The organism is Indolivaga capnocytophagoides DSM 22835, assembly GCF_000426485.1.
GTDB lineage: Bacteria > Bacteroidota > Bacteroidia > Bacteroidales > Dysgonomonadaceae > Dysgonomonas_A > Dysgonomonas_A capnocytophagoides.
In genome coordinates this window covers 85,323-111,715 of record NZ_KE384529.1, presented here as the reverse complement: position 1 = coordinate 111,715, position 26,393 = coordinate 85,323, and the positions used below count along the sequence as shown (strand labels likewise).

The following is a 26,393-nucleotide window of genomic DNA, read 5'->3' as shown; positions in this document are numbered from 1 at the left end:
CTTTAAAATAAGACCTTAGATATCTTTTAAATCTCCGATTGGATATACCGGAAACATATTATCTACCATCCAGTTATTTGCTCCTGCCGGAGTCATTTTCCATCCAGCATTGCAGGTAGAGACTATTTCAACAATAGATGTTCCTTTTCCGTCCAAAGAATTCTGAAAAGCTTTAGCAATCATTCGCTTCGCTTTTTTTACAGCAGGTGCTGTATGTACACTTTGACGGGTTGCAAAACAAACACCTTCGAGTTGGGCAAGCAGGTCTGTTATTTTCAGAGGATAACCATTCTCATAAGTATCACGTCCGTTTGGAGTGGTTGATGTTTTCATATTTTGCAGAGTGGTTGGAGCCATCTGTCCTCCGGTCATACCATATATACCATTATTAATAAAGATGATGGCAATATTCTCTCCTCTATTGGCGGCATGTATTGTTTCGGCTGTCCCGATAGCGGCTAAGTCCCCATCTCCCTGATAAGTAAATACAAGCTTATCGGGACAAAGTCGTTTTATAGCTGTAGCCAGTGCCGGAGCACGTCCATGTGCAGCTTCCTGCCAATCAATATCAACATAATCGTATGCGAATACAGCACAACCTACGGGTGCTATAGCTATAGTTTTATCACGTAAACCCATTTCGTCGATAATCTCGGCGATGAGTTTATGTACGACACCATGCGAACAACCCGGGCAATAGTGCATCTGATTGTCATTCATCAGTTCGGGTTTGGCATATACCAAATTTTGAGGATCTACTATACTGGTGTTCATAAATTGTAATTCTTAATTGTTATAACTTTCTATGTCTTGCACCGGAAAAAGATGTTGTGAACAGCTATTAACCTTGTAGCAAGTCGAAAAAAGGTCTGAAAGCCTTATTTAATAAGTTTATTTTTCAAGGCAGCAACAACTTCCGCCGGGGTGGGGATGATACCTCCCAGACGTCCAAAATGTTCTACCGGAACTTTTCCGTTAACAGCAAGACGAACATCTTCAACCATTTGTCCTGCATTAAATTCTACAGTCAGTATACCTTTTACCTTTGAAGCATACTCATTGATGATCTGAGAAGGATATGGCCATAAGGTTATTGGTCGGATTATGCCGACTTTTAAGCCTTCTTCACGTGCCAGTTCTGCGGCTTTTTGGCTGATACGAGCTGCTGAGCCAAAAGCTACTATTAAATAATCCATGTCATCGCAATTGATTTCTTGATAACGGATTTCTGTTTCTTCTATCTTCTTATATTTTTCCTGAAGATTAAGGTTGATACGTTCCATCGCATGGGCGTCAAGCTCAAGGGTGGTTATAATATTAGGCTTACGGTCTGGTGTTTTGCCTAAAGTAGCCCATGGGCACTGTTTACGTATTTCGTCTTCGGTACGTCTTCTTCGGTACTCGGGTAGTTTTACCTTTTCCATCATTTGCCCGATAACACCGTCCGTAAGGATCATGACGGGGGTCAGGTGTTTAAATGCCAGTTGGAATCCCAGATCTACAAAGTCTGCCATTTCCTGAACTGATGCAGGAGCTAGCGTTACCATTTTGTAGTCGCCGTGTCCTCCTCCTTTCACTGTTTGGAAATAATCTGATTGCGAGGGTTGGATTGTTCCAAGTCCGGGACCGCCACGCATAACGTTTACAACGAGACAAGGAAGGCTACCGGCTGCAATGTATGATAGTCCTTCTTGCATAAGGCTCAATCCTGGGCTTGATGATGATGTCATCACTGCTTTTCCACAACCTGCACCTCCATATACCATATTGATGGAAGCTGTTTCGCTTTCGGCCTGTAACACTACCATTCCGGTGGTTTTCCAAGGGGCTTCGGCCATTAAAGTTTCCAATATTTCCGATTGGGGAGTAATAGGATATCCAAAATATCCGTCGACGCCAAGCCGGATGGCTGCATGTGAAATGGCTTCGTTGCCCTTCATTAAATATATTTCTTCTGACATAATGTTATGTTGAAAGTTCTTAAATATGTACAGACTATAGATTGGCTGAGAAAACCAAAATCTGAGAAAATTGTTGATCAAGCAACTATAATCCGTTTGAAAATAAAAAGATACAGCAAATATATCTGCTGTATCTTTTTTATATCTTCTTTTTATATATGGTTAAGCATGCATCCGGACAAACATATCCGCAGTTGGCACAGCCAATACATGCATCTTCATTTTTCATATATACGTAATGGTATCCTTTCTGATTTACTTCTCGCGGTTGCAATTCCAGTACATCACACGGGCAGGATACTACACAGAGGTCACAGCCTTTACAACGTTCGACATTGACCACTACTGTTCCTTTAACTTTAGCCATTCCTTTTAAATGATAGTTGTCTATATATTTTAAGGTCGTAGACCTGTTTACTAACTTACCAAGTATGATAACGGCTGAAGATTTCTCTTCGAAATGTGCCGTTAAAGACTTGCTATATTTAATAGCTTTTAGATTTTCCTGTATCTACGGACGCAAAGTTATATTATAATATTGCATTTTGGCTTTCTTCAATCATAAAGTTGTCAACAGAATGTTAATGAATCTTTCATGATGATACCTAAAATCCAATCAAATAAGCATTTTCGAGATAAGGATGCTCTGGAAATTATAGAACTTTTTTTCTTAAAATAGTGGCGGGTTAAAGGATTTTATAGGATAGGTGAGTATATTAAATGGCAGTTTAGTCATAAAATAGAGATGATTATATTCAAAATATAAATTAACTTTGTAAACCTAAGGTTTGATCCTTTTGTATTACACGTTATATATAACATTGTTTGGATTTTATAGTTCAATTGTATAATGTTAAAGGTTGTATGTTGTTGATATTAGCGGATATAATAAATGATAATAGATAAAAGACTTTACTCGTTATTTTTTTTCTTCATAGTAACTTTCTCTCTGGCAGCTCAGCAGGCGAAAATCAGCGGAACAGTCACAAACTTTGATAATCAACCGGTCGATTTTGTTCGTGTATCTGTGAGAGGATCTGTATCCGGCGGTTTTACGAATGGTCAGGGTAAATATCAAGTGTCTGTACCTGTGGGTGATTCGGTGACGATTGAGTTTTCGGTATTGGGATATCAGAAAACAGAACGGAAGATAGCGAAAGTTGTAGGCAATATGACTTTAAATGTTATGCTTAGAGAAAAAACGTTGGAAGAAGTAACCGTTACCGGATCAAAAGCTCAGACTAATACTATCCAGAATATCGAATTAGGAAACTCTAATTTATTGACCGATCCTTCTATCGAAACCCGTATCTCTATGGAGAGTGGAGTCAGTAAAACCAATGAACTGAGTAATCAATATTCGGTGAGAGGTGGTAATTATGACGAGAATCTTGTTTATGTCAACGGTATAGAGATATATCGCCCGTTACTAATAAGATCTGCACAACAAGAAGGGCTCAGCTTTCTTAATCCGAATATGACTAAAGATGTAAAATTCTCAACAGGAGGTTTTGATGCTTCTTACGGGGATAAAATGTCTTCGGTACTCGATATTACTTATAAAAAACCGACCGGATTCGAAGGGGTGGTTTCTGGTAGTCTCTTAGGTGCAAATGCTTATATAGGGAGTTCTTCGGGTCGTTTTTCTCAAATTACCGGATTCAGATATAAAACAACGAAAAGCCTGCTTGGTACAACTGATACCGAAGCAGAATATGATCCGGAATTTGTAGATGCTCAGACTTACATGACTTTGCAGCTTACATCGAAATGGGAAGTTAGCTTCCTTGGAAATTTGTCTAGTAATGTTTTTAAATTCGCACCTCAGAGCAGAGAAACTAAATTCGGAACGATAGATAATGCCAAAAACTTTAAAGTGTATTTTGATGGCTGGGAGCATGATAAATTCCTTACTTACTTTGGAGCTCTCAGTGTAAATGGTAAATTATCGGAGAATCTTGAAATTGGATTTTCCGGTTCAGCCTTTTCATCTCGAGAATATGAACGTTATGATATTTCAGGAGAGTACATGCTGACTGACTCCGGCTTGGATACAGGAGGAGCCGAGGGGAGTAACGGTAGTTTGCTGGCGATAGGCTCGTATCTTGAACATGCACGGAATAAATTGAATGCAGATGTGTCGACTCTATCTCATCAGGGTGCTTTCAGATTTAATAATCACTATATAAAATGGGGGATTACACTTCAAAAAGAAAAGATTGAAGATAAGATAAAAGAGTGGAATATGAGAGATTCGGCGGGTTATTCCAAACCTAATATCCCCGATATTGTGAGTGTTTATTCCAATTTGAAAGGAGATAACTCAACAAATACAACCCGTTATTCTGCCTATTTACAGGATACATATCAATTTACATCTGGTGACAATGTATTCTATCTGAATGCCGGTGTGAGGTTTAGTCATTGGTCATTTAATGATGAATCGTTGGTTAGCCCCCGGGCATCCCTGGCCTATGTTCCGAATAATAAATTTACCTTACGCCTTGCTGCTGGATTGTATTATCAGACTCCATTTTATAAGGAGTACCAGCGTATCGAAACAGTCGGTCATAATTCTGTTATAGTGTTGAATGAGGATATAAAATCACAAAAATCGTTACAGTTTGTTCTGGGTGGTGATTATAAGTTCATGGCTGATGACCGTCCTTTCAAATTCACAAGTGAGGTCTATTATAAACATCTGACCGATTTGGTTCCCTATACTGTTGATAATGTAAAGATTCGCTATTCCGGAGAAAATCAGGGTAAGGGATATGCCATGGGATTAGATATGAAATTGTTCGGTGAGTTTATCAAAGGTACAGATAGTTGGGTGAGTCTTTCTTTTATGAAAACCCAGCAGGATGTAAATGGTATAAAAGCACCGTTGCCTACTGATCAGGGATACAACCTTTCTTTTTTCTTCAGAGACTATTTTCCGGGAATAGAGCGTTTGACGATGAGTTTGAGTGCCAGTTTATCTCAAGGATTGCCCCAATCGGCACCTAATAGCGGATTTATAAGTTCTAAAACTTTCAGGACACCTGCTTATAAACGGGTTGATTTGGGCTTTGCATGGCAGGTTTTAGGAGAAAACTTTTCGATAAGAAATAGAAGCTCGTTTTGCAGTTCATTTAAAAATATCTGGTTGGGAGCGGATGTTTTTAATTTATTCGATATAAATAACACAAATTCGTTTTACTGGATCAATGATGTTTTTGATCAGCAGTATGCTGTGCCCAATTATCTGACAGGGCGTCAACTAAATTTAAAAATCGTAGCCGAATTTTAATTCTATATTAATAGGTCTACTAGTTTAAATGTGATATTTTTTAGTATTTTTTGCTTAATAAAAACAACGGCTACTTATCTGTTGTTATATATAATGTAGTATCTTTACGTATTATACTCTTGGAAAGTTTCGTTAATCATAAAGGATTAAAGGCTTTGAATAAAGAGTTTAGAGGCTGATAGAAGCTTCTCCCCCGTGCAGAAAAGAAAAAACAAATATATAATGATTTACAAATGGAATTACGAACCACTTACACCAAAAGATACAGAAAAAAAAGATGAACTAGCTAAACAGATGAATTTACACCCGGCTCTGTGCCAGCTGTTGATACAGCGTGGTATAACCACTGTAGATGAGGCTGATAAATTCTTTCATCCAAGCTTTGATAATTTACATGATCCGTTTTTACTTCCCGATATGGATAAAGCGGTTGACAGAATAGAAAAAGCTTTAGGACAGAAAGAACGTATCTTGGTATATGGTGACTATGATGTAGACGGGACAACAGCAGTTGCCTTAGTCTATAAGTTTTTAAGAAAGTTTACAACAAATCTCGATTATTATATTCCCGATAGGTATGACGAAGGGTATGGTATATCGGAACAGGGAATTGATTATGCTTCGGAAACCGGAGTGACTTTGATTGTAGCTCTTGATTGTGGAATTAAAGCTATAGAGAAAGTTAACTACGCAAATAGTAAAGGGATTGATTTCATAATTTGTGATCATCACATGCCCGATGAAACATTACCCAATGCTGTTGCTGTTGTAGATGCCAAGCGTTTGGATTCGATATACCCTTATGAACATCTTTCGGGGTGTGGTGTCGGTTTTAAACTGGCTCAGGCATTAGCGCAAAACAACAAGATTGATTTTAGCGAACTGCTTGATCTCCTCGATCTGGTGGCTTTGAGTATTGCGTCTGATATTGTTCCTTTAACAGGTGAGAATAGGGTATTGACCCATTATGGGTTGAAACAGCTCAATAATAGTCCCAGTATGGGATTGAAAGGTATTATTGATATCTGCGGATTGAGTCATAAACCCATCACGGTAAGTGATATTGTTTTTAAAATAGGTCCTCGTATCAATGCCTCGGGGCGTATGATGAACGGAAAAGAGGCTGTGGATCTCTTGCTTGCAAACTCTACACAGGATGCCCGTGCTAAAAGTGAAAATATAGACCATTACAATGATAACCGACGGGAGCTTGATAAGCGTATAACCGATGAAGCGACCAATTATATAGAATCGACTCTGGAGATAGGTAAAGTCAATAGTATAGTCATTTATAACGACAGTTGGCATAAGGGTGTGATTGGTATTGTCGCATCCCGTCTTACCGAAAAGTATTATCGTCCGGCAGTTGTTCTTACTAAGTCGAACGATCTTATAACAGGATCGGCTCGTTCGGTTATGGGATTTGATGTATACAAAGCAATTGAGGCTTGTAAAGATATTCTGGAGAATTTTGGAGGGCATACTTATGCAGCCGGACTTTCTCTGAAAGAGGAAAATCTACCGGAGTTTAAACGCAGGTTCGAAGAAATGTCTGTCGAATTAATTGCTCCGGAAATGATGTGTCCTCAGATTGATATTGATTCAGAACTTACATTTAAAGATATAGATGCTAAATTTATATCCGATTTGGGGAGGTTCGCTCCTTTTGGACCCGAGAATCTGAATCCTGTTTTTGTGACGCGTAATGTAAGTGATTACGGGACAAGCAAGCTTGTGGGGAAAGATCATCTACATATCAAACTTGATATGTTTGATGCAACAAGCAGTGCTTTGATACATGGTATTGCATTCAGGCAAAGTAACAACTATCAATTGGTGAAAACCGATTTGTTTGATATTTGTTATACCCTGGAACAAAATGTCCATAACGGGAAGACGAATACGCAACTCTATGTGAAAGATATAGATAAAGGTCAATTTACCTAATATTTAACTCAACATTGAATGAGAAGAACGACGACAACAACAACTATTATCTCAGCATTATTATTGATGTTTACAGCATTAGCCGCATGCTCCAGTGATAATAAAAAGGCAAATGAATCATCTTATCTGCAAAGTATGGAAAAAGAAGAACCTCATGGTATAAGCCAGGATGCCTATATTACAAATAACGGCGAATTGGGAGTGTCTCTGTTGGGACATGCTTCGATTGTATTTAAATATAAAGGTAAGGTTATTCATGTTGATCCTTATTCCAAAGTGGCAGATTATTCAACACAACCTAAGGCGGATTTGATTCTTTTGACTCACGAACATAGTGATCATTTGGATACAACTGCTATTAATCAGATAAAAAAGTCCGATACTCACTTTATAACCTCTAAGGTTGTGAATGGACTACTTGGAGTAGGAGAGGTTCTGAATAATGGAGACATAACTTCTTTCGATAGTATTTCGATAGAAGCTGTACCTGCTTATAATATTGAACATAAGACTCCCGAAGGTGTATTTTATCATCCCAAAGGTCGTGGAAATGGATATGTACTGACTTTTGGCGATAAAAAAGTTTATGTGGCAGGAGATACTGAAAATATTCCGGAGATGACTAAATTATCTGACATTTACATTGCATTCTTACCTAAGAATCTGCCTTATACAATGACTGATGATATGTTTGTGGATGCTGCAAAGAAAGTGAAGCCAGTTTATTTATATCCATATCATTTTGCTGATTTTAATGATAATGATATGGAAAAGGCACTGGAAGGAACTAATATAAAAATTTTAGTTCGTCCGATGTCCAGTAAATAAGAAATCCTTCGATCTAAGAAGTGGATATTTTTCATAAAATACTACAGCAGTATTGGGGATACAATAGTTTTCGCCCATTACAGGAAAATATTATAAAATCGGTTTATGCCGGTAAAGATACATTAGGGCTAATGCCTACCGGAGGGGGGAAATCCATCACCTTTCAGGTTCCGGCATTAGCTCTTGATGGTTTATGTCTTGTGGTCACTCCCTTGATTGCGTTGATGAAAGATCAGGTTGACAATTTGAGGGCTAAAGGGATAAAAGCATTGGCTATTTATTCGGGAATGAGCCATTCTGAGATTGTTACAACACTCGAGAATGCAATACTGGGAGATTATAAATTTTTGTATATTTCTCCCGAACGTCTTTCTACCCGTTTGTTTCAGCTAAAGCTCAGAGATATGAATCTCTGTATGCTGGCTGTTGACGAGTCTCATTGTATTTCGCAATGGGGGTACGACTTCCGTCCTTCTTATATGAATATTGCCTCTATCAGAGAGCAGTTTCCGGATGTTCCTGTTTTAGCATTGACAGCAACAGCTACACCGGAGGTAACTGACGATATTCAGGAGATTCTGAATTTTAAGGTGAAAAATGTTTTTCGGAAAAGCTTTTCGAGAGAAAATCTGTCTTATATAGTACGATATACGGATGATAAACTTTCGTCACTTATTCAGATATTGACAAAGACACAGGGTACAGCTATTGTTTATGTTCGGAGCAGGATTAAAACTAAAGAAATAGCTGAGAGCCTAATGAAAAATGGAATTCAGGCAGATTATTATCATGCGGGATTGCCTTCTTATGAAAAATCACGAAAACAAAATGCGTGGAAAGACAATGAATGCCGTGTTATTGTTTCTACAAATGCTTTCGGGATGGGAATCGATAAGCCCGATGTTAGGGTTGTTGTTCATATGGACTTGCCCAATTCAATAGAGGAGTATTATCAGGAGGCAGGCAGGGCAGGCAGGGACGAGAAAAAAGCTTATGCGACAATCTTATATAATAAAACGGATAGTACAAAATTAAAGAAACGCATATCGGACGAATATCCTGAGAGGGATTTTATACTTCTTATATATGAATCGTTAGCATATTTTTTTCAGGTAGCGGAGGGATTCGGTACTGAAATGGCTTATGATTTTAATCTTCATCAGTTTTGTTCGGCTTATAAATTTCCTGTTTTACCGACACATAATGCTTTGAAGATTTTGAGTCTGGCCGGTTATATAGAGTATACGGATGAGGCGGACAATCAATCACGTCTTATTTTCAAGATATACAGGGATGAGTTGTATAAGTATGAGTTTGATCCAGAATACGAACGTCTTATCAATGTTATTCTGAGATTGTATACCGGATTGTTTGCTGATTATATAAATATAAACGAAGGTGAAATTGGTGTCCATATCCAGAAAACACGAAAGGAAGTATACGAGATGCTCAAGCTGTTGTCGAAAAGGCATATTATTGATTACATTCCGTATAAAAAAACACCATTTGTGGTGTACACACAACCTCGTTTAGCTAAAAAATATGTAGTGATCTCCAAAAGTGTTTATGAGATTCGAAAAGAAAGATTTACAAAACGTATTGAAGGTATAACCGAATATGTTGAGAGAAATGACGTATGCCGAAGCCGCATGCTACTCGCTTATTTTGGCGAAAAAAATGCAAAAGACTGTGGATGCTGTGATGTCTGTTTAACGAAAAATGATTCGGGGATAACAGCTTTTAAATTTCGCTCAATAAGTAATCTGATCAGTCGAATGCTTGATGATGCCGATCAGGGTATTGCTCTTGAGGATATTTTAGACTCTCTGACTGAATATAGTAAAGAGAACATACTGGCTGTTATACGATATCAAGTCGATGAAGGTATTTTTCTCTTAGAAGAGGGTTGTCTGATGAGAACAAAATAAGGTTTCAGACCTATTGTGTATGACAGCAAGAGCTGGTTATTGCTTAAAAATACATCAATCAATGTTTTACTACTTAATACAGACAAAAACGAGGATACTTCACAGCATCCCCGTTTTTATATTTATATAATTAAGTGAAATTAAGTAGTATATTACTTTGTTAATAAGTTGCTTTCGTTTTGATCGTAAGATACATGTTGAGCTTTGCCCCAATCTTTAGATTTTTCATTCCATGAATAACGGCTTACTTTAGTAACGGTTGCTCCGTCATAGGTATAGTCCATTTTGTCGAGAGGTAACCAATTTTTATTGGTTGCGTTCCATATATATGTAACTTTCGATACACATATACCTTGTTCGTTCATCGTATTTACTTTCTTTTTGAAAGGAATGAGGTTTTCGCTTTTTCCGTCACCTTTAAAGTAAGTAGTTGAAACGACATTGTCTTGTTTTTCTACGTTATGATAGAGTAAAGCGTCAGAATCTGCTTTCACTACCAATGAATTGGTTACAAAAATAAATAATGCAACAATGGCTGAAGTAAAAACATTTGCTTTCATAATGTCAAGTATTTAAATTGTTGAACTTTTGTTTTATTAATTTTATGATGTAAAAGTAGGTGTTATTTTGTTGTCCTCCTAGCAAAATGATATTAAAATAATCAAAAGTGTTATTAAACATATTTCTATTGGATTGGATATGTTCTATGATGTTGGGTTTATCGATTTGTTATCTGATGTTTTAGTGTTATGTGTCTTATTTATAGTATTTTATATGTGTGTTGTTTTTCTATGTATGGATGTGTTGTGTTTTGTCTTTTTGTTTTAATATGGAGGATTTTTATCTGATTAAATAAGATGTGGTGTTAAAATGATATTTATGAAGAAGCTTTGTTATTTGTTGATATCTGTTAATATGATATTGGTTAAAATTGTATGATTATATGATATTGTATAAGTGCTGATTTTGTTTCTAAGGTCTCAGACCTATTTATGCTATTTCATAAGGCATTTCTCGCGATTTGGCATAATCAAAATAAATTTTGTATTTGCTCTCACTGCTTGAATTGTTGACTTTGAAGGCATAACAGCAAAAGTTTGTTGTAACTAAAAAAACACGTTATTAAATACTTTCTGTTACCTAAAAGCAAAAACAAATCTATTTATTGTCTTGTTATATAAGGTGACTTAAGCATCTTATGATATACTTAAACTCACAGGAAACAATTAAAAGTCTTCAGGACTATATTTACAAAACAAAAAAACATATGGCAAAAAGTTTTAAAGAGGTGATGAAGCATCGCCGTACCTATTATTCATTGACCAACACTGCTTTGGTTTCTGATACAGAGATTCAGGATATTATTGAATTCGTTGTAACTAATGCACCGTCTTCATTCAATTCTCAATCGACAAGAGTTGTGCTCTTATTGGGTGAAAATCATAAAAAATTATGGGATATTGTAAAAAGTATATTAAAGGCTAAAATACCGGCAGATGCTTTTGAGAAAACCGAAATCAAAATAGATACTTCTTTTGCCTCAGGATATGGAACAGTATTGTTTTTTGAAGATCAGGCTGTGGTCGAAGGATTGCAAAAAGCATTTCCGTCATACAGTGAAAATTTCCCAGGCTGGTCTTTGCAGACATCAGCAATTCATCAGTTTGCTATCTGGTCTCTGTTGGAAGAAGTTGGATTCGGTGCCTCATTGCAACATTACAATCCCATTATAGATGAAGAAGTAACTAAGACGTGGAATATTGATAAAAAATGGAAACTAATTGCTCAAATGCCATTTGGTGTTCCTGCTCAGGAACCTGGAGAAAAAGATGTGTCTCCGTTATCGGAACGAATTTTAGTATTTAAATAAGGAAATAGAAACCCATATAAAAAGGAGAACAGATTTAAGTAATATAAAGGATTTAATGATGTGTTTTAATTTGTAACATGTTTTGAATGTTTTACTTACCAAAGTAATAAAAAGGTCTCAGACCTTAAGTTCTCCTTTTTTTGTTTGAATATTTCTTTTTGCGATACATTGAAAATGCACCACAGACTAACAGTATAAAGAATATCGGACACGAAATATTTATAAATACATATAAATTACGATTTTCGGATATTTTCTGTTTATCGAGCAGATTCGTTTGCCTTGATTTTGTTCGGAGATGCATCCAGTTGCTGTCATCTGAGAGCCAATTGACAGAATTTACAATAAAATCTTTATTGCCGAATGTTTTTCCCGATGATCTGTCATAACCCATTGGTAATATTTGTGGAGAGCCGTTTTGTGTTTCTATATCATTTCGTATAATATCGGACGATGAAACAACAATCATTTTTGTAGGCTTGCTTTTTGTGAGAATTTGATCTTTTTGTATGGAAATACTATCAGGCATCATTCTATTTTCGAATGCTGATGTAAAAATGCCTTCTAATGATATCGCTACCGGAATAAATGAAGTATCGAAATAATCTTTGTTGTCTTGGATTTTTTCAATATCGAGGCTTATCATTTCAGGAATGCGTACTATGTGGCTTTTGTCAGAAGTAGTAAGCAGTACTTTAGGTGTCACGGTTAATTTTTTGTTAACCGGATTCAGGCTGCTGGCAAATGATGCTTTAACCCCGGCAATATCTTTGGTAACGGCATTGTCTGCCGAGGGTAATAATATAGGTGAATAGTACCATGGTAGATTAATATACGATGAACCGTCTGTTGAATTTACCGGTATAGTTGTACACGTAGCGTCTTGTATGAAGTCGGAATTTATACGAACACCGTAATTGAATAGCATATCATCCAGATTTACCTCATTTTTTATACTCGGCGACTCTCCTTTTTCAGTCAGTTCTTTATAAGATACGTATGCTCCATCAATAATCCAAAGTATGCGTCCTCCTCTCATTAAATACTGATCGAGTATGAATTTCTCTTTTTCGGTGTATTTTTCTGTAGGCCCTGCTATAATCACAACCTTAAAGTTGTCAAGAACTGATACATCATTCGTGATTTGTCCTCTGTTGATGTTGTAATATTTAGCAAGTGATTCTTCCGCATCGTATATATATGTGCGGGGAAGCTCTCCATGCCCTTCGATAAACGCAATGTTTTGATTCTCTTTGTTTGTCAATAGTCTGATGGCATCTGAAAATTGGAATTCGAGGTCTTCTATCGAAGCATTCAGATTTTCTTCAGCTGTATTGCCTCGTATACTTTTTAATAATGGTATGGATAAGGTATCTCCATTACTTGTTACCTGCGCATAAGGATAAATTAATTGACGGCTGATCTTTCCGTTTCGGTCTATTTCATTTAGCTGGATAGCAGGCATTGATTTTTCCGCCATATATTGTGGCAGAGTTTCTCTGTCCATTCCCAGAGAATAGGGATTTATTATTGAAATGGATAGACGATTTCCTGCTTTTTCATTTAATTCATTCAGTAAGTCTAGTGCAGAAGTTTGCAGGCGTTTTAGTCCATAGTTTAAGTCTCCTGTGAAATAAATGTTGATGCTTATCGAAGTATTATTTTTATTTACCGCTTCCATTAAAACGGTCGATTCTGGACTGATTGTGTATCTTTTATCTTTAGTCAGGTCTAAGCGTGCCGACACAGGTATTAGTGTCATGGCAATAGACAGAGAGGTTATACCTATTAAAATAGTAAGTGATCTAAGTTTTATTTTTCCTAAAATCAGAATTGATATTGTAAATAAAAGGATGATGTATCCCAGAAATAGTGTTATGTCATTCAGATACAATAATCCTTTTCTGATTCTGTCGGTATGAAATGACAACGATAGATTTAATATATGGGACTTGACCTGAGGATTATGTATGACACTACTCATCATGTCCATTCCATAAAGTAATATAAAATTTAAGCTTAAAGCTGCCAAAAATGCTATTATCTGATTATTGGTTAACGAGGAAGCCAGTATTCCTGATATTAGAAATACGGATGTAATAATAATCAGAGACAAGTATGTCAATGTGACGATGCGAATATCGATATTTCCAACGGGAGTGCCCAATTTATATATGGTATATATATAAACTAATGTTGAGATAAATATAAGAATGACAAATATCAAGGCAGAAAGCCATTTGCTAAATAAGATAGTAATGGTTTTAACCGGTCTAGACCGGAGTACATCAAGCGTGTGGCTGCGTTTTTCTTCTGATATCAATCTCATGGTCAGAGCCGGAGTTAATATCAGTAACAGGATGGATGCCGTTTTGTAAAATGAGTCTGTAACGGCATATCCATTGTCCAATATATTTGAACTTCCGGGGAATAGCCATAGAATAAGCCCGCAGGCCAAAAGAAATATAATAGCGAAACCAAGTCCGGTAACCGAACATATTATAGTTGTTAGCTCTTTTCTTATCAAAGCCGTCATAACGGATATTTATCTGATTTATAAGAATAACTGACGGTCAACTTCCTTGTAATGGTGGATCCTTTGATATTGTTCCCAGCCTGAGTAATCATCGTTGTATGAGTCCACCACAATTATTTTTCCGGATTTGGCATTTCTTGCCGCCTCCAGTCCGGCTATGGCATCTTCAAAAACAATAGTGTCTTCTGCTTTCCGTTTTATAACAGACATGGCCGTCTGATATATTTCGGGATCGGGTTTGCTTTTTATCTTGCCATTATTATAAACCACTTTCTTTCGGTCAAACCAATCGGATAAAGCAAGGTGTTTGAAGTAGAAATCTACATTCTCTATACCCGACGCTGTTGCTATTGTGTATGGAATATCTTTTTCTTTCAGAAAGGAGAGAAATTCTTCAACACCCGGTGCTAGTTTCATATCTGTTTTCAGGCAAAGTTCCTGATACATCAATTCTTTTTCGAGGGCAAGGTCTTCTATTTCTTTATCGCTAAGATGTTCGTTAAATAATGAGTTCAGGATGTCCCTATTGTTCTTACCATGCATTTTCTGAAACTTTTCAGCATCAGTCATTTTAATCTGGTTTTTGTCGAAAAATTTATCCCATGCTCTGTTGTGCAGGTCTGTATCCCAGAACAGCGTTCCGTTGAAATCGAAAATTACCCCTTTATAACTCATATTATTTTATCTATAGAATGAATAATATTCAAAAGTAATAATTAATTATAAGTAATGCGAATCGGCAGATTAAACATCAATAAAAGGTCACAGCAGTAAGTCGACATTTTAGCTGTAACTTTTGTAACCTTTTCGGGAAATGAAGAATTAATAATGAAGGGTGAAAGATTGAAATAGACAACTAATAATTATTTATTGATAATTGTACATTGATCCTGTAACTTTTGTTACCTTTTAGATATTATACAAGTATTGATTCACATTAATTAATTTATCTTTGTAATGAACAGTATGTGTATTTATGGTAGTAAAAAAATATTTAAAGGTAGGGATTATTGGATTTTTTATTCTTCTGATATTGATTTCAGGGATAGTGATGTTGCGAAAACTGACTCACGATAAGCAGGTATTCGAGGAGGATCTGTATGCGTATATTCCAGCGGAAACGTCAAGTCTTTTTCAGATCAATAAGCAAAAAGATATAAAACTGTTCAGTTCGTATTTTCAGGAGATAAAACCTGTATTATTATCGATAAGCCCTTATATAACATATCCTTTGTTAATAAGCTCTTGTAACAACTATCCTTGTATTGTAGCTAAAGTAACGATTGAGCAGGAACAAGCTATCGGCAAAATATTATCTAATGTATTATATCCGGCATTTCCTCCGAAAGAAAGAGTATATAAAGGAACACGGATTTTATTTTATCCGGGAACAGATAATAAGTTTTTTGCCTGTATGTTTTACAATGGAATATTTGTAGGTGGATATAATTATGAGTTTCTTGAACGTATTGTTGATATCTCGGACAGTAGTGATTTGTTTTTAGATTCTTCTTTTGAATCTTTATCCAAAGATTTGAAAATTAACTATCCGGTCAATTTAATATTTAAAGAGAATGGGGATTCTTTTATTTTTAACGGAGGGTTTGATAATCAGGGAAATCTAGAGTTTTCAGGATTGTCTAATACGAAATATGAACAGGAATCTTTGAACGCAGATAGTTTTACCGATAGTATTTTTGTTGATAAATCTATTTTGCCGGATAGTTTATTGTCCTATAGTATTGATTTTACAAAGTCCGGTTTATCTGATAAATTAAAATCTTATTTCGAAGATCCCCTCTATAAACTTGAAGTTGATACTTTACAGAAAGCTCCCGTATTTTTATTGAAAAATAGGGTGAATAGGTTTGAAATTTTTAAAGAACTGAATACTCTTGAACTTGGATATATCGGTAAGAGATTAAGTACTAAAGATATAATATTGAATAAGCAGCATGTATATACTACTTCGGAACAATTAGCGACATTTTTATTTAAAGAGAATAAACCTGTTACCTTAACTTTTTATGACGGTTATATGTTTTATTCCTGTGATCGGGACGTATTAGAAAGATATTTGAAGATGAGAGGGAAAGTATCCAGAATAACATCTTCGAATGATAGTATATTTAAAACTCGGTTACGAGTCAAAACGGTATTCAGATCTAATAATCTAGACGAATCAAGGGAGTTTCCTTTTCGGACTCATCTTTCAAAATTTTCAGTAAGTTTTTCTAAAATAGCTGTGAATACGTACTATTCAGAATCCGGTCAATTGAAAACTGAAATTATCTTAAACAATTAATAAGGCAGAGTGTTATACAAAAAATAATATCTAAATAATCTATAAAAAAAGTATATTATGTCGATGATTCAAGAACTAAAAGCCTTCATGATGAGGGGAAATGTTGTCGATATGGCTGTCGGGGTTATAATCGGCGGTGCATTCGGGCAAATTGTAACTTCATTTGTGAATGATGTGATAATGCCTCCAATCGGAGTATTATTAAATGGCGTAAATTTTACAGACCTTAAATTTGTTATCAAAGAAGCATCGGTTGATGCTGCGGGTAATGCTTTGCCTGCTGTAAGTTTGAACTATGGAAATTTTATTCAGATGGTGATTAACTTTTTAATAATATCCACAGTGATATTCTTTGCTATAAAAGGAATGAATACTCTGCAGAAAAAGAAGATCGAAGAGCCTGCCGCACCTCCAGCTCCAACAAAAGAAGAAGTTCTGCTTGCAGAGATTAGAGACTTGCTAAAGCAACAGAATAAATAAGAAGCATATAGAAAGTGGAGATGCTCAAATTGAGACCCTCCACTTTTTCTTATTTAGTTCTCTATTTTGAAATATTTATAGATAATCTTTTGTGTGAAATATGAAAACATCATACAAAGGATAATAGAAATAATTCCGGTTAATGTTTTGGACATTTTAGTTCCGATACATTGATCTAATATTAAGAACATAGGAATGTGTGAAAGATATATCGGTAGACTATATTTCCCGAAAAAACTTAATACAGGGTATTTGTAAGAAGAACTCAAATTTATAATACTACTGATAAATAAACAAAGCGGGAGAGCTGTTATTATCATTACGTATCTGATAAGAGGTCCTATCTCTATGTTGTTAAAATAAGGATTCGCAAAGAATATACAAATCAGACTTATTCCTGTTATAAGTAATACATACATGCATATCTTACCTGTTGATGATAACTGAACCTTATTTTTGATTAAATATCCGACATAGATACCAATGAAATAGTTTGGAATACGTGTTCCTAATTCGGAAAAGAATCGGGGAAATAGACCGAACAGTACTAAACCCACTATACAACCGATAACTGTATTTTGCAGTATATTTTTCGAAGAGGTAACTTTTAAATAAATAGGGCTGATTAGGTACATCAGGCAGATAGCCGGAATAAACCAAGGCGTTGGTCCTTGCTCTGCTAGCCAAAAATCATAGAAGGTTAGTGCTTGTATGATTGATGATATAGGAAAGTGAAGATAGTAAACAAGTATAATTTGTATCAGTAATTGTATTGGAATATATAGTGCAAATATACGGATAATTCTCTTTTTATAAAATTGACTGGTTGATGGTGTTTTACTCCAAGAGAAGTAAACACCCAGCCCGGACAATAGGAAGAAGATATCCACGGCAGCATATCCGCACCATCTTATTTCACTGATTACAGGAATATAAAAGACCAAAGGTAAATGATAGATTACAACCCACAACATAGCAAGACCCATTAATTGAGTTCTGTATTTTGAAAGTAGGGTAAGATCGATATTTGGTAATTTCATTAATTCTTATTTCTGTGAATATTGTATGCTTCTAAAGCTTTTTCAAGTACAGTTAGGGCATTCCCCAAATCTTCCTTATTCAGTATATATGCAATTCGGACTTCATCTTTTCCTAGTCCGGGGCTAGTGTAGAATCCCGATGCCGGGGCAAGGAATACAGTTTGTCCTTCATATTCAAAATCAGAAAGGCACCATTCGCAGAATTTGTCAGCATCATCAACCGGTAACCGGGCGATTGTATAGAATGCTCCCATCGGAATAGGAGAATATACTCCCGGTATCTGATTTAATCGATCAATAAGGAATTTACGGCGTTCTACGTATTCTTCATATACATCCATTAGATAATCAGGATCTGCATCCAATGATGCTTCAGCAATGATTTGTCCGATAAGAGGAGGGCTTAAGCGTGCTTGACAGAATTTCATCACTGTTTTACGTAGTTCTTTATTCTTTGTTATCAAAGCACCTATGCGTATGCCACATTCGCTGTATCTTTTCGAGACAGAATCAATTAACACAACATTATCTTCAATACCTACTAAATGGCATGCCGAGATATAGGGAGAGCCTGTGTATATAAATTCTCTATATACTTCGTCTGAGAATAGATATAAATCGTGCTTTTGCACAAGGTGTTTGATTTGATTCATTTCAGCCCGAGAGTATAAGTATCCTGTGGGATTATTCGGGTTACAAATCATTATACCTTTAGTCTTTTCATTGATTAAGGCTTCAAATTTTTCAATAGGAGGAAGTGCAAATCCTTCTTCTATACTTGATGTAACTCCTCGTATTTTCGCACCCGCGGAAATGGCAAAAGCCATGTAATTTGCATATGCCGGTTCGGGAACAATAATTTCATCACCAGGATTCAAGCAAGCAAGAAATGCAAACAAAACAGCCTCTGAACCACCTGTAGTTATTATGATATCGTCAGCCGAAACATTGATATTGTATTTGGCATAGTATCTTACCAGTTTTTCTCTATATGATCTGTATCCATCACTAGGACTATATTCGAGAATATCCCGGTCTATATTGTGTATGGCATCTAATCCGGCTTTTGGAGTCGGAAGATCAGGTTGTCCGATGTTCAAGTGGTATACTTTCAGACCTCTTGCTTTCGCAGAGTCTGATAATGGAGCCAGTTTCCTTATAGGAGAGCTTGGCATTTCTATTCCGCGTTCAGATATTAGTGGCATATGTTTATGAATAATTGGTGCAAATATAATGAAAAGATACAAGGCATAAATAAAAAACGGCCTTTGCTCAGAGCAAAAGCCGTTTTAAGTTATATTTAGTTATAAATTACTTGCTTTCGCCTGATAATTTATCTCTAAGTGCCGCTAATTCTTCGATATCTCCAAGAGTTGTTTTCTCTGCAGAAGTCGATGTTACTTGAGCAGGTTCATCTTTCTTGGTAGCTTTTCTTGAAGATCTTTTTTCAGAAGCATCGCTTCCTCCTTTTTCTTCTTCATATACTTTGCTGTGAGATACGATGATTCTTTTTGAATCTTTGTTAAATTCGATAACTCTGAATTCTAGTTTTTCGTCAGCCTGAGCTTGAGTTCCGTCTTCTTTTACTAGGTGTTTTGGAGTTGCAAAACCTTCAACACCATAAGGAAGAGAGATTACAGCACCTTTGTCAACTAGCTCAACAACTGTACCTTCGTGTATAGATCCTACAGTAAAGATAGTTTCGAATACATCCCAAGGATTTTCTTCCAATTGTTTGTGACCTAGGCTTAGGCGACGGTTTTCTTTGTCGATTTCCAATACTTGTACTTGAATATCTGCACCTATTTGAGTGATTTCGCTTGGGTGTTTGATTTTCTTAGTCCAAGAAAGGTCTGAGATGTGGATTAATCCGTCTACACCTTCTTCTATTTCAGCAAATACACCGAAGTTGGTGAAGTTACGTACTTTAGCAGTATGCTGGCTTCCTACCGGATATTTAGTTTCGATATTTTCCCATGGATCTGGTTTCAATTGTTTGATACCTAGAGACATTTTTCGTTCTTCACGATCCAAAGTCAAAACTACAGCTTCTACTTCGTCTCCAACTTTCATAAAGTCTTGAGCACTACGTAAATGTTGAGTCCAGCTCATTTCTGATACGTGGATAAGTCCTTCTACACCGGGAGCGATTTCGATAAATGCACCGTAATCAGCCATAACTACAACTCTACCTTTCACTTTGTCACCAACTTTCAGGTTAGCATCAAGTGCATCCCATGGATGAGGAGTAAGTTGTTTTAGACCAAGGGCGATACGTTTTTTGTCATCGTCGAAGTCAAGGATAACCACATTGATTTTTTCATCCAATTTAACCACTTCTTCAGGATGTTGAACACGCCCCCAAGAAAGGTCTGTAATGTGGATAAGACCATCTACACCGCCAAGGTCGATAAATACACCGTATGAAGTGATGTTCTTAACCGTTCCTTCAAGAACCTGACCTTTTTCAAGTTTAGAGATGATGTCTTTTTTCTGTTGTTCAAGTTCAGCTTCGATAAGAGCTTTGTGAGAAACAACAACGTTTTTAAATTCGTGGTTGATTTTAACAACTTTGAATTCCATTGTTTTGTCAACGAATACATCGTAGTCGCGGATTGGTTTAACATCGATCTGAGATCCTGGAAGGAACGCTTCGATACCAAACACGTCAACAATCATACCGCCTTTAGTACGGCATTTGATGTAACCTTTGATGATTTCGTCTTTTTCAAGAGCTTCGTTAACACGTTCCCAAGAACGAGATGCACGAGCTTTCTTGTGAGAAAGGATCAATTGTCCTTTTTTATCTTCTTGGCTTTCGATGTATACTTCTACTTCGTCGCCGATTTTCAGATCAGGATTGTAGCGGAATTCGTTCATCGAAACAACACCGTCTGATTTGTAACCGATGTTAACAACAACTTCGCGTTTGTTCATCGATGTTACTTTACCCATAACCACCTCTTTGTCATTGATTTTATTCAATGATTGGTCATAAGTTTCTACTAATTCTTCTTTGCTTTTGCTAGAAAAGGTTTCGCCTTGTTCGTAGGCATCCCAGTCGAAATTATCAACTGGTTGTACATTTTTTAATTTATCAGATTCGATCATCTATTCACGATCTGAGTCCAGCTCTGATCAGTAACTTTAAAGGGTTAAACTTAAAATTTGCTTTTAAAAGCGGTGCAAAGATATTGATTTTTTTTGAGACTTAAATATTTATCCTCCTCTTTTTATCAGATATCATATATTACGGTCTCATTATGAATTGTTTCCTAAAATAGAAAAGGTAACAAAATCGGTGGTCAATGATCAGGTAACAGTTATCAATTAGACATTATTAATTTCCTCAAAAGGTAACAAAGGTTACTCCTTTTGTATACATTCATCTGTAACTTTTTAATTCTCATTCCATGTTGAGTAATCAGTATATTTATAGACTTTCTGTATAGATAAAAATCAATGCGAGAGATGTCCTTTTTTTATAAACCTGTCGAACCTTATTTTGGGTGAGTATTTGTTTCAAAAATTAGAAAAGTCAGATATTCCCCCTTGGCCGGATTCAAAAATACATATGTTTGTACTTAAACACATATATATATCTATACCAATAGATAGTTTTGCATTAAATAAAAATCATATAATTAGCAGCATTTAATCTTAAATAAGTTAACCGAAGGTCTGTTTGAGACCTTAATAAAAAGGAACAACATGAAATTATTTTTTTTGTTATTAGCAGTTGCTTTAGGGCTGAATCTTTCGGCACAGGATATGTTTCCGGATGGAACACCCATTCCTGAATGGTTTAGGCAAAATAGAGCTACTGATATAAAATCTCTTGGTAAAGCATATGATATTACTGAGTATGGAGTATTGAATGACAGCACGACTTTACAGACCGAAAAGATACAAGCGATTATCGACAAAGCTTCAAAAGAAGGGGGAGGGGTTATCGTTATTCCTGCCGGAACTTATTTGAGCGGGTCTCTTTTCTTTAAGCCGAATACGCATCTATACTTAGAGAAAGATGGAGTATTGAAAGGGAGTGATGACATTGCGGATTTCGAGATATTGAAAACCCGTATGGAAGGGCAAACCCTTGACTATTTTGCAGCACTTATAAATGCCGATGGTGTGGACGGATTTACTATTTCGGGAGAAGGAACTATAAATGGAAATGGTTTGCGTTACTGGACGGCTTTCTGGTTGAGACGGAAGATAAATCCTAAATGTACTAATATGGACGAAATGCGTCCTCGTCTGGTATATATATCCAACAGTAAAAATGTACAGTTGTCGGGTATAAGACTCGAAAATTCGCCTTTCTGGACAACTCACTTTTATAAATGTGAAAATGTAAAGTTACTGGATCTATATATTTATTCTCCGGCGAAACCGGTGAAGGCTCCAAGTACTGATGCTATTGATTTGGATGTATGTACGAACGTATTGGTGAAGAATTGTTACTTATCCGTTAATGATGATGCTGTGGCTTTAAAAGGAGGGAAAGGACCATTAGCAGATAAGGATGAGAATAATGGGGGTAATAAAAATATCATTATTGAAGATTGTACGTTTGGCTTCTGTCATAGTGCTTTGACCTGTGGCAGCGAATCGATTTATAATCACAATATCGTTTTCAGACGTAATACCATAAATATGGCTCAGCGTCTGTTGTGGCTCAAAATGCGTCCTGATACTCCTCAGAATTATGAGTATATATTGGTGGAGGATGTGAAAGGGAATGCACGCAGTTTTTTGTATATCAAACCATGGACACAGTTTTTCGATATGAAAGGACACTCTGAAATGCCGTTGTCTTATTCACATAATGTGACAATGCGTAATATTCAGTTTGAATGTGAAACTTTTTTTGAAGTTGTAAACTCTGATCAGTATAAATTGTCAGATTTTACGTTTGAGAATCTTGATATTACTGCGAAAAAAAGTTCGGAAATACAAGCCGGTTATATCAAGAACTTTAATTTGAAAAATATAACAGTAAATGGTAAAAAGGAGTTTTAAGGTTTCACTCTTTTAAATAAAGTATTTGATGATATATTTTCAAATTATAATAATAGGCTATTATACTGTAACTGTATGATTTTATAGGTTTATGTTAAATGTAGTAAGGGTTTTGACTTTCAAGTCAAAACCCTTACTGATATCTTAATAGCAGAATTTTCTTAATGCTTCATATCACAGGCATGTTCGCAGATAGCAAAGTCGAGTCCTTCCAATTGTACTGTAATGTGGGTTATGCCGGTTTTTTGTTTGATGATTTCTGTTATTTGGTTTAAGAGCAGGTCTCTGTCCGAATTGTTTTTAACGGAAACATGAGTTGTGAGAGACAAAAATTCCTGAGTAATCATCCATATATGCAGGTCGTGGATATCTATAACTCCATCAATAGATTTTATAGCTCGTTTGACTTCTGCTGTGTCTATATTTGCAGGTTTGCTTTCCATCAGTATATTCACAGAATCTTTCAGTATATGCCATCCGCTGTATAGTACAAGTACCGAAACAATCATGCTGGCTATAGGGTCAGCGATATTCCATCCTAGAAAGATAATCAGCAGAGCTGCTATTATTGCTCCAACTGACCCGAGAAGATCTCCCAGAACATGCATAAAAGCACTTTTTATATTAAGGTTTTCTTTTGTTTCACCTCTTGATAATATCCATGCTACTACAATATTGATAACAAGACCAATCGCCGATATGATTATCATGCCTTTACCTATAACCGAAGGCGGGGACGATAATCTAACGATAGCTTCATACAATATATATATTGATAGGGCTACAAGTGCGATACCATTAAGCAGAGCCGCCAATATTTCGAAACGTTTATAGCCGTATGTTTTGTCGAGAGTGGCAGCCCTTTCTCCGAATATCAGAGCGGCAAGGCTTAACCCGAGAGCCACAGCATCGGATAGCATATGTCCGGCATCCGAGAGCAGAGCTAGACTGTTTGTTAGTATTCCTCCGACAAATTCTACCAGCATAAATCCTGCAATTAGGCAAAAACTGATGGTCAGAGCTTTTTTATTAGCATTGTGTCCATGCGAATGCACTCCGTGATTGTGTGTATGTATATGATTGTCTGACATTATATTTAATAATTTATGGTCTTATGTAAGTAACAACCTGATGTTATACTTGTTAAAAGTAATACAAAAGGACTGAACTATACAAAGAAAAGAAGGATCGTTGATAAATCAAACAATCCTTCTTTTTATTTTTTTCAGCTTTCGAATTTTAGTCGTTCATCGAAATCAAAAACTCTTCATTATTGATAGTCTTTTTCAGTCTGTTTTCAAGAAACTGCATAGCTTCTACCGAATTCATATCTGATAAGAAATTGCGTAAAACCCACATGCGGCTTAGTGTATCTTTATCTAATAGCAGGTCGTCGCGGCGTGTGCTTGAAGAAATAATATCAACAGCAGGGAATACACGCTTGTTCGACAATTTACGGTCGAGTTGAAGTTCCATATTACCAGTACCCTTGAATTCTTCGAAGATAACATCATCCATTTTAGATCCTGTTTCCGTAAGAGCTGTTGCTATAATGGTTAACGAACCTCCGTTTTCGATATTACGGGCAGCACCGAAGAAACGTTTGGGCTTATGCAGGGCATTAGCGTCCACACCACCGGTCAGTACTTTACCTGATGCAGGTTGTACGGTATTGTAAGCACGAGCCAGACGTGTAATAGAGTCCAGAAGAATCACTACATCGTGTCCGCATTCTACCATACGTTTTGCTTTATTCAATACGATTTCGGCAATTTTCACGTGGCGGTCGGCTGGTTCATCAAATGTTGAAGCTATCACTTCTGCGTTTACACTGCGTTCCATATCTGTAACTTCTTCAGGACGTTCATCAATCAGAAGTACGATCATGTACACTTCGGGGTGATTATTAGCTATTGCGTTTGCTATATCTTTCAGTAAAGTTGTTTTACCGGTTTTGGGTTGCGCTACTATCAGTCCGCGTTGTCCTTTTCCTATCGGAGAGAATAAATCTACAACACGGCACGAAAAATTATCATTACGACCATTTGTCAGACTGAATTTTTCGTTAGGAAACAATGGCTTTAAGTGATCGAACGGAACACGGTCTCTGACTTCGTCGGGTGTGCGTCCGTTTATTTTATCAACCTTTACAAGAGGGAAAAATTTTTCTCCTTCTTTTGGAGGGCGGATTGGGCCTTCTACAATATCTCCCGTTTTTAATCCGAACAGACGAATCTGTGATTGTGATATATATATGTCGTCAGGAGAAGACATGTAGTTATAATCAGATGAGCGAAGGAATCCGTATCCTTCCTGCATGATTTCCAAAACTCCGGTGGCAGATAATATACCATCAAATTCGAAACTCTTATCTTGAGATTGAGCTTGATTCTGTTGGTTTTGATTATTATTCTGTTTTGCAGATTGATTTTGATTATTATTTTGATTCTGATTATTTTGATTATTATTTTGAACAGGGGCTTTTGCTACAGGTTCAACAATAGTTTCGGGTTCGGCTTCAACTTCCAGTGCTGTAAGAGGAGCCAATGCCGGAACTTCGGGTTTTGGTTCGTTTACTCTCGGTCTGTTGGATTTGAACACAAGCTGGGTTGGTTTCTGAGGCTGTGGTTTAGGTGCTTCTGCTGCTACTTCTTTTTCTTTTGCAGCTGGCACTTCTTTTTCTTCAGTCTCTTTTTTTACGATAACTTTCCCTTTGTTTTGCTGTTTGGTTTCTTTTTCTGCCTCATTTTGAGGTTCAACTATCTCAGGTTTTATAGCTTCCGCTACAATTACAGTTTCTTTTTTCTCTTCTGCTTTGATTGTAGGAGCGTTGTCTTTCTTTTGCTTAGGCTGGTTTTGTTTCGGTTGAGGAGCCGGTTTATTGCTCTTTACCTTTTCAGCTTTCTCTTGATTTTTTTTACCTGAGGCCTGATCTTCTGCTTTATAGCTATCCGAGTTTTTGTTTTTAGCTTCAAGAATAGCTTGTTCATCCAGAATCTTATAGATCAGTTCGTCCTTTTTATAAGCATCAGGACGCTTTATTCCCAGCTCCTTAGCCAGGGTTCTAAGTTCTGTAGTGAGCTTTTCATTAAGCTCAAGAATGTTATATATACGCATGTATATCTATGATGTTTATTAATTTAATATGTTCTCAGTATAGTACAGAGACTGGAAAGTACTC

The 26,393-nt window shown here is 36.4% G+C and carries 19 protein-coding genes; 8 read left to right on the top strand and 11 right to left on the bottom strand.

All coding sequences use genetic code 11. The features are described 5' to 3' along the window. Positions 1 to 15: 15 nt before the first annotated feature. The 3 genes from K322_RS0113890 to K322_RS0113880 form a co-directional block, all read right to left on the bottom strand. Positions 16 to 774, bottom strand: a complete 759-nt coding sequence (locus K322_RS0113890; RefSeq protein WP_026627416.1) for a thiamine pyrophosphate-dependent enzyme — start codon at positions 772 to 774, stop codon at positions 16 to 18. A gap of 104 nt (positions 775 to 878) precedes the next feature. Continuing rightward, positions 879 to 1,961, bottom strand: a complete 1,083-nt coding sequence (locus K322_RS0113885) for a 3-methyl-2-oxobutanoate dehydrogenase subunit VorB (protein ID WP_026627415.1) — start codon at positions 1,959 to 1,961, stop codon at positions 879 to 881. A 139-nt stretch (positions 1,962 to 2,100) separates the two neighbouring features. Then, positions 2,101 to 2,328 (bottom strand): 4Fe-4S dicluster domain-containing protein, encoded by a 228-nt coding sequence (locus K322_RS0113880; protein ID WP_026627414.1) that lies wholly within the window; start codon positions 2,326 to 2,328, stop codon positions 2,101 to 2,103. A gap of 525 nt (positions 2,329 to 2,853) precedes the next feature. On the opposite strand from K322_RS0113880, the gene K322_RS0113875 reads away from it, so the two are divergent. The 4 genes from K322_RS0113875 to K322_RS0113860 all read left to right on the top strand — a co-directional run bounded on the left by K322_RS0113875 (position 2,854) and on the right by K322_RS0113860 (position 9,956). Next, positions 2,854 to 5,253, top strand: coding sequence for a TonB-dependent receptor (locus K322_RS0113875; protein WP_051290815.1), 2,400 nt, complete (start codon positions 2,854 to 2,856; stop codon positions 5,251 to 5,253). Positions 5,254 to 5,475: 222 nt separating this feature from the next. Beyond that, entirely contained in the window at positions 5,476 to 7,200 is a 1,725-nt protein-coding gene (recJ, locus tag K322_RS0113870) for a single-stranded-DNA-specific exonuclease RecJ (protein ID WP_026627412.1), read from the top strand. Positions 7,201 to 7,218: 18 nt separating this feature from the next. Next, on the top strand, positions 7,219 to 8,028 hold the full coding sequence (locus tag K322_RS0113865) for an MBL fold metallo-hydrolase (RefSeq protein WP_026627411.1): 810 nt from the start codon (positions 7,219 to 7,221) through the stop codon (positions 8,026 to 8,028). Positions 8,029 to 8,048: 20 nt separating this feature from the next. After that, positions 8,049 to 9,956 carry a RecQ family ATP-dependent DNA helicase gene (locus K322_RS0113860; protein ID WP_026627410.1) on the top strand — a complete coding sequence of 636 codons (1,908 nt, stop codon included), beginning with the start codon at positions 8,049 to 8,051 and terminating at the stop codon, positions 9,954 to 9,956. A 152-nt stretch (positions 9,957 to 10,108) separates the two neighbouring features. On the opposite strand, the gene K322_RS0113855 is transcribed toward K322_RS0113860, so the two are convergent. Beyond that, on the bottom strand, positions 10,109 to 10,516 hold the full coding sequence (locus K322_RS0113855; RefSeq protein ID WP_026627409.1) for a DUF3836 domain-containing protein: 408 nt from the start codon (positions 10,514 to 10,516) through the stop codon (positions 10,109 to 10,111). Between the two features lie 707 nt (positions 10,517 to 11,223). Here K322_RS0113855 and K322_RS0113850 point away from each other — a divergent pair. Then, entirely contained in the window at positions 11,224 to 11,826 is a 603-nt protein-coding gene (locus K322_RS0113850; RefSeq protein WP_026627408.1) for a nitroreductase family protein, read from the top strand. 124 nt (positions 11,827 to 11,950) lie between these two features. Here K322_RS0113850 and gldG read toward each other — a convergent pair whose 3' ends face one another. Together gldG and K322_RS0113840 are read right to left on the bottom strand one after the other, a co-directional pair. Continuing rightward, on the bottom strand, positions 11,951 to 14,362 hold the full coding sequence (gldG, locus tag K322_RS0113845) for a gliding motility-associated ABC transporter substrate-binding protein GldG (RefSeq protein ID WP_026627407.1): 2,412 nt from the start codon (positions 14,360 to 14,362) through the stop codon (positions 11,951 to 11,953). 18 nt (positions 14,363 to 14,380) lie between these two features. Then, positions 14,381 to 15,037, bottom strand: a complete 657-nt coding sequence (locus K322_RS0113840; protein ID WP_026627406.1) for an HAD family hydrolase — start codon at positions 15,035 to 15,037, stop codon at positions 14,381 to 14,383. 301 nt (positions 15,038 to 15,338) lie between these two features. Between K322_RS0113840 and K322_RS0113835 the strand changes: the two genes are divergently transcribed. Both K322_RS0113835 and mscL read left to right on the top strand, forming a co-directional pair. Next, a complete protein-coding gene (locus K322_RS0113835) occupies positions 15,339 to 16,667 on the top strand; it encodes a hypothetical protein (protein ID WP_026627405.1) in 1,329 nt (442 codons plus the stop codon). Between the two features lie 57 nt (positions 16,668 to 16,724). Continuing rightward, positions 16,725 to 17,147, top strand: a complete 423-nt coding sequence (gene mscL / locus K322_RS0113830; RefSeq protein WP_026627404.1) for a large-conductance mechanosensitive channel protein MscL — start codon at positions 16,725 to 16,727, stop codon at positions 17,145 to 17,147. A gap of 53 nt (positions 17,148 to 17,200) precedes the next feature. Here the strand turns inward: mscL and K322_RS0113825 are convergent, their stop codons facing one another. The 3 genes from K322_RS0113825 to rpsA all read right to left on the bottom strand — a co-directional run bounded on the left by K322_RS0113825 (position 17,201) and on the right by rpsA (position 21,298). Continuing rightward, positions 17,201 to 18,187, bottom strand: a complete 987-nt coding sequence (locus K322_RS0113825; RefSeq protein ID WP_026627403.1) for an acyltransferase family protein — start codon at positions 18,185 to 18,187, stop codon at positions 17,201 to 17,203. Continuing rightward, a complete protein-coding gene (locus K322_RS0113820; protein WP_026627402.1) occupies positions 18,187 to 19,392 on the bottom strand; it encodes a pyridoxal phosphate-dependent aminotransferase in 1,206 nt (401 codons plus the stop codon). The genes K322_RS0113825 and K322_RS0113820 overlap by 1 nt, the downstream gene beginning before the upstream one ends. 106 nt (positions 19,393 to 19,498) lie before the next feature. Next, a complete protein-coding gene (gene rpsA / locus K322_RS0113815; protein ID WP_026627401.1) occupies positions 19,499 to 21,298 on the bottom strand; it encodes a 30S ribosomal protein S1 in 1,800 nt (599 codons plus the stop codon). 600 nt (positions 21,299 to 21,898) lie between these two features. Here rpsA and K322_RS0113810 point away from each other — a divergent pair. Next, on the top strand, positions 21,899 to 23,212 hold the full coding sequence (locus K322_RS0113810; RefSeq protein WP_026627400.1) for a rhamnogalacturonidase: 1,314 nt from the start codon (positions 21,899 to 21,901) through the stop codon (positions 23,210 to 23,212). A 161-nt stretch (positions 23,213 to 23,373) separates the two neighbouring features. Here K322_RS0113810 and K322_RS0113805 read toward each other — a convergent pair whose 3' ends face one another. Further along, positions 23,374 to 24,303 carry a cation diffusion facilitator family transporter gene (locus tag K322_RS0113805; RefSeq protein WP_026627399.1) on the bottom strand — a complete coding sequence of 310 codons (930 nt, stop codon included), beginning with the start codon at positions 24,301 to 24,303 and terminating at the stop codon, positions 23,374 to 23,376. Positions 24,304 to 24,451: 148 nt separating this feature from the next. Continuing rightward, positions 24,452 to 26,329, bottom strand: coding sequence for a transcription termination factor Rho (rho, locus tag K322_RS0113800; RefSeq protein ID WP_026627398.1), 1,878 nt, complete (start codon positions 26,327 to 26,329; stop codon positions 24,452 to 24,454). Positions 26,330 to 26,393: the final 64 nt, after the last annotated feature.

Bases quoted from the DNA above. Each gene is read 5' to 3' on its own strand.
- K322_RS0113855 (WP_026627409.1), bottom strand. From the start codon at position 10,516: ATGAAAGCAAATGTTTTTACTTCAGCCATTGTTGCATTATTTATTTTT.
- K322_RS0113840 (WP_026627406.1), bottom strand. From the start codon at position 15,037: ATGAGTTATAAAGGGGTAATTTTCGATTTCAACGGAACGCTGTTCTGG.
- K322_RS0113850 (WP_026627408.1), top strand. From the start codon at position 11,224: ATGGCAAAAAGTTTTAAAGAGGTGATGAAGCATCGCCGTACCTATTAT.
- K322_RS0113835 (WP_026627405.1), top strand. From the start codon at position 15,339: ATGGTAGTAAAAAAATATTTAAAGGTAGGGATTATTGGATTTTTTATT.
- gldG (WP_026627407.1), bottom strand. From the start codon at position 14,362: ATGACGGCTTTGATAAGAAAAGAGCTAACAACTATAATATGTTCGGTT.
- K322_RS0113865 (WP_026627411.1), top strand. From the start codon at position 7,219: ATGAGAAGAACGACGACAACAACAACTATTATCTCAGCATTATTATTG.
- K322_RS0113825 (WP_026627403.1), bottom strand. From the start codon at position 18,187: ATGAAATTACCAAATATCGATCTTACCCTACTTTCAAAATACAGAACT.
- K322_RS0113880 (WP_026627414.1), bottom strand. From the start codon at position 2,328: ATGGCTAAAGTTAAAGGAACAGTAGTGGTCAATGTCGAACGTTGTAAA.
- recJ (WP_026627412.1), top strand. From the start codon at position 5,476: ATGATTTACAAATGGAATTACGAACCACTTACACCAAAAGATACAGAA.
- K322_RS0113885 (WP_026627415.1), bottom strand. From the start codon at position 1,961: ATGTCAGAAGAAATATATTTAATGAAGGGCAACGAAGCCATTTCACAT.
- K322_RS0113875 (WP_051290815.1), top strand. From the start codon at position 2,854: ATGATAATAGATAAAAGACTTTACTCGTTATTTTTTTTCTTCATAGTA.
- K322_RS0113810 (WP_026627400.1), top strand. From the start codon at position 21,899: ATGAAATTATTTTTTTTGTTATTAGCAGTTGCTTTAGGGCTGAATCTT.
- K322_RS0113820 (WP_026627402.1), bottom strand. From the start codon at position 19,392: ATGCCACTAATATCTGAACGCGGAATAGAAATGCCAAGCTCTCCTATA.
- mscL (WP_026627404.1), top strand. From the start codon at position 16,725: ATGTCGATGATTCAAGAACTAAAAGCCTTCATGATGAGGGGAAATGTT.
- K322_RS0113890 (WP_026627416.1), bottom strand. From the start codon at position 774: ATGAACACCAGTATAGTAGATCCTCAAAATTTGGTATATGCCAAACCC.
- K322_RS0113805 (WP_026627399.1), bottom strand. From the start codon at position 24,303: ATGTCAGACAATCATATACATACACACAATCACGGAGTGCATTCGCAT.
- rpsA (WP_026627401.1), bottom strand. From the start codon at position 21,298: ATGATCGAATCTGATAAATTAAAAAATGTACAACCAGTTGATAATTTC.
- rho (WP_026627398.1), bottom strand. From the start codon at position 26,329: ATGCGTATATATAACATTCTTGAGCTTAATGAAAAGCTCACTACAGAA.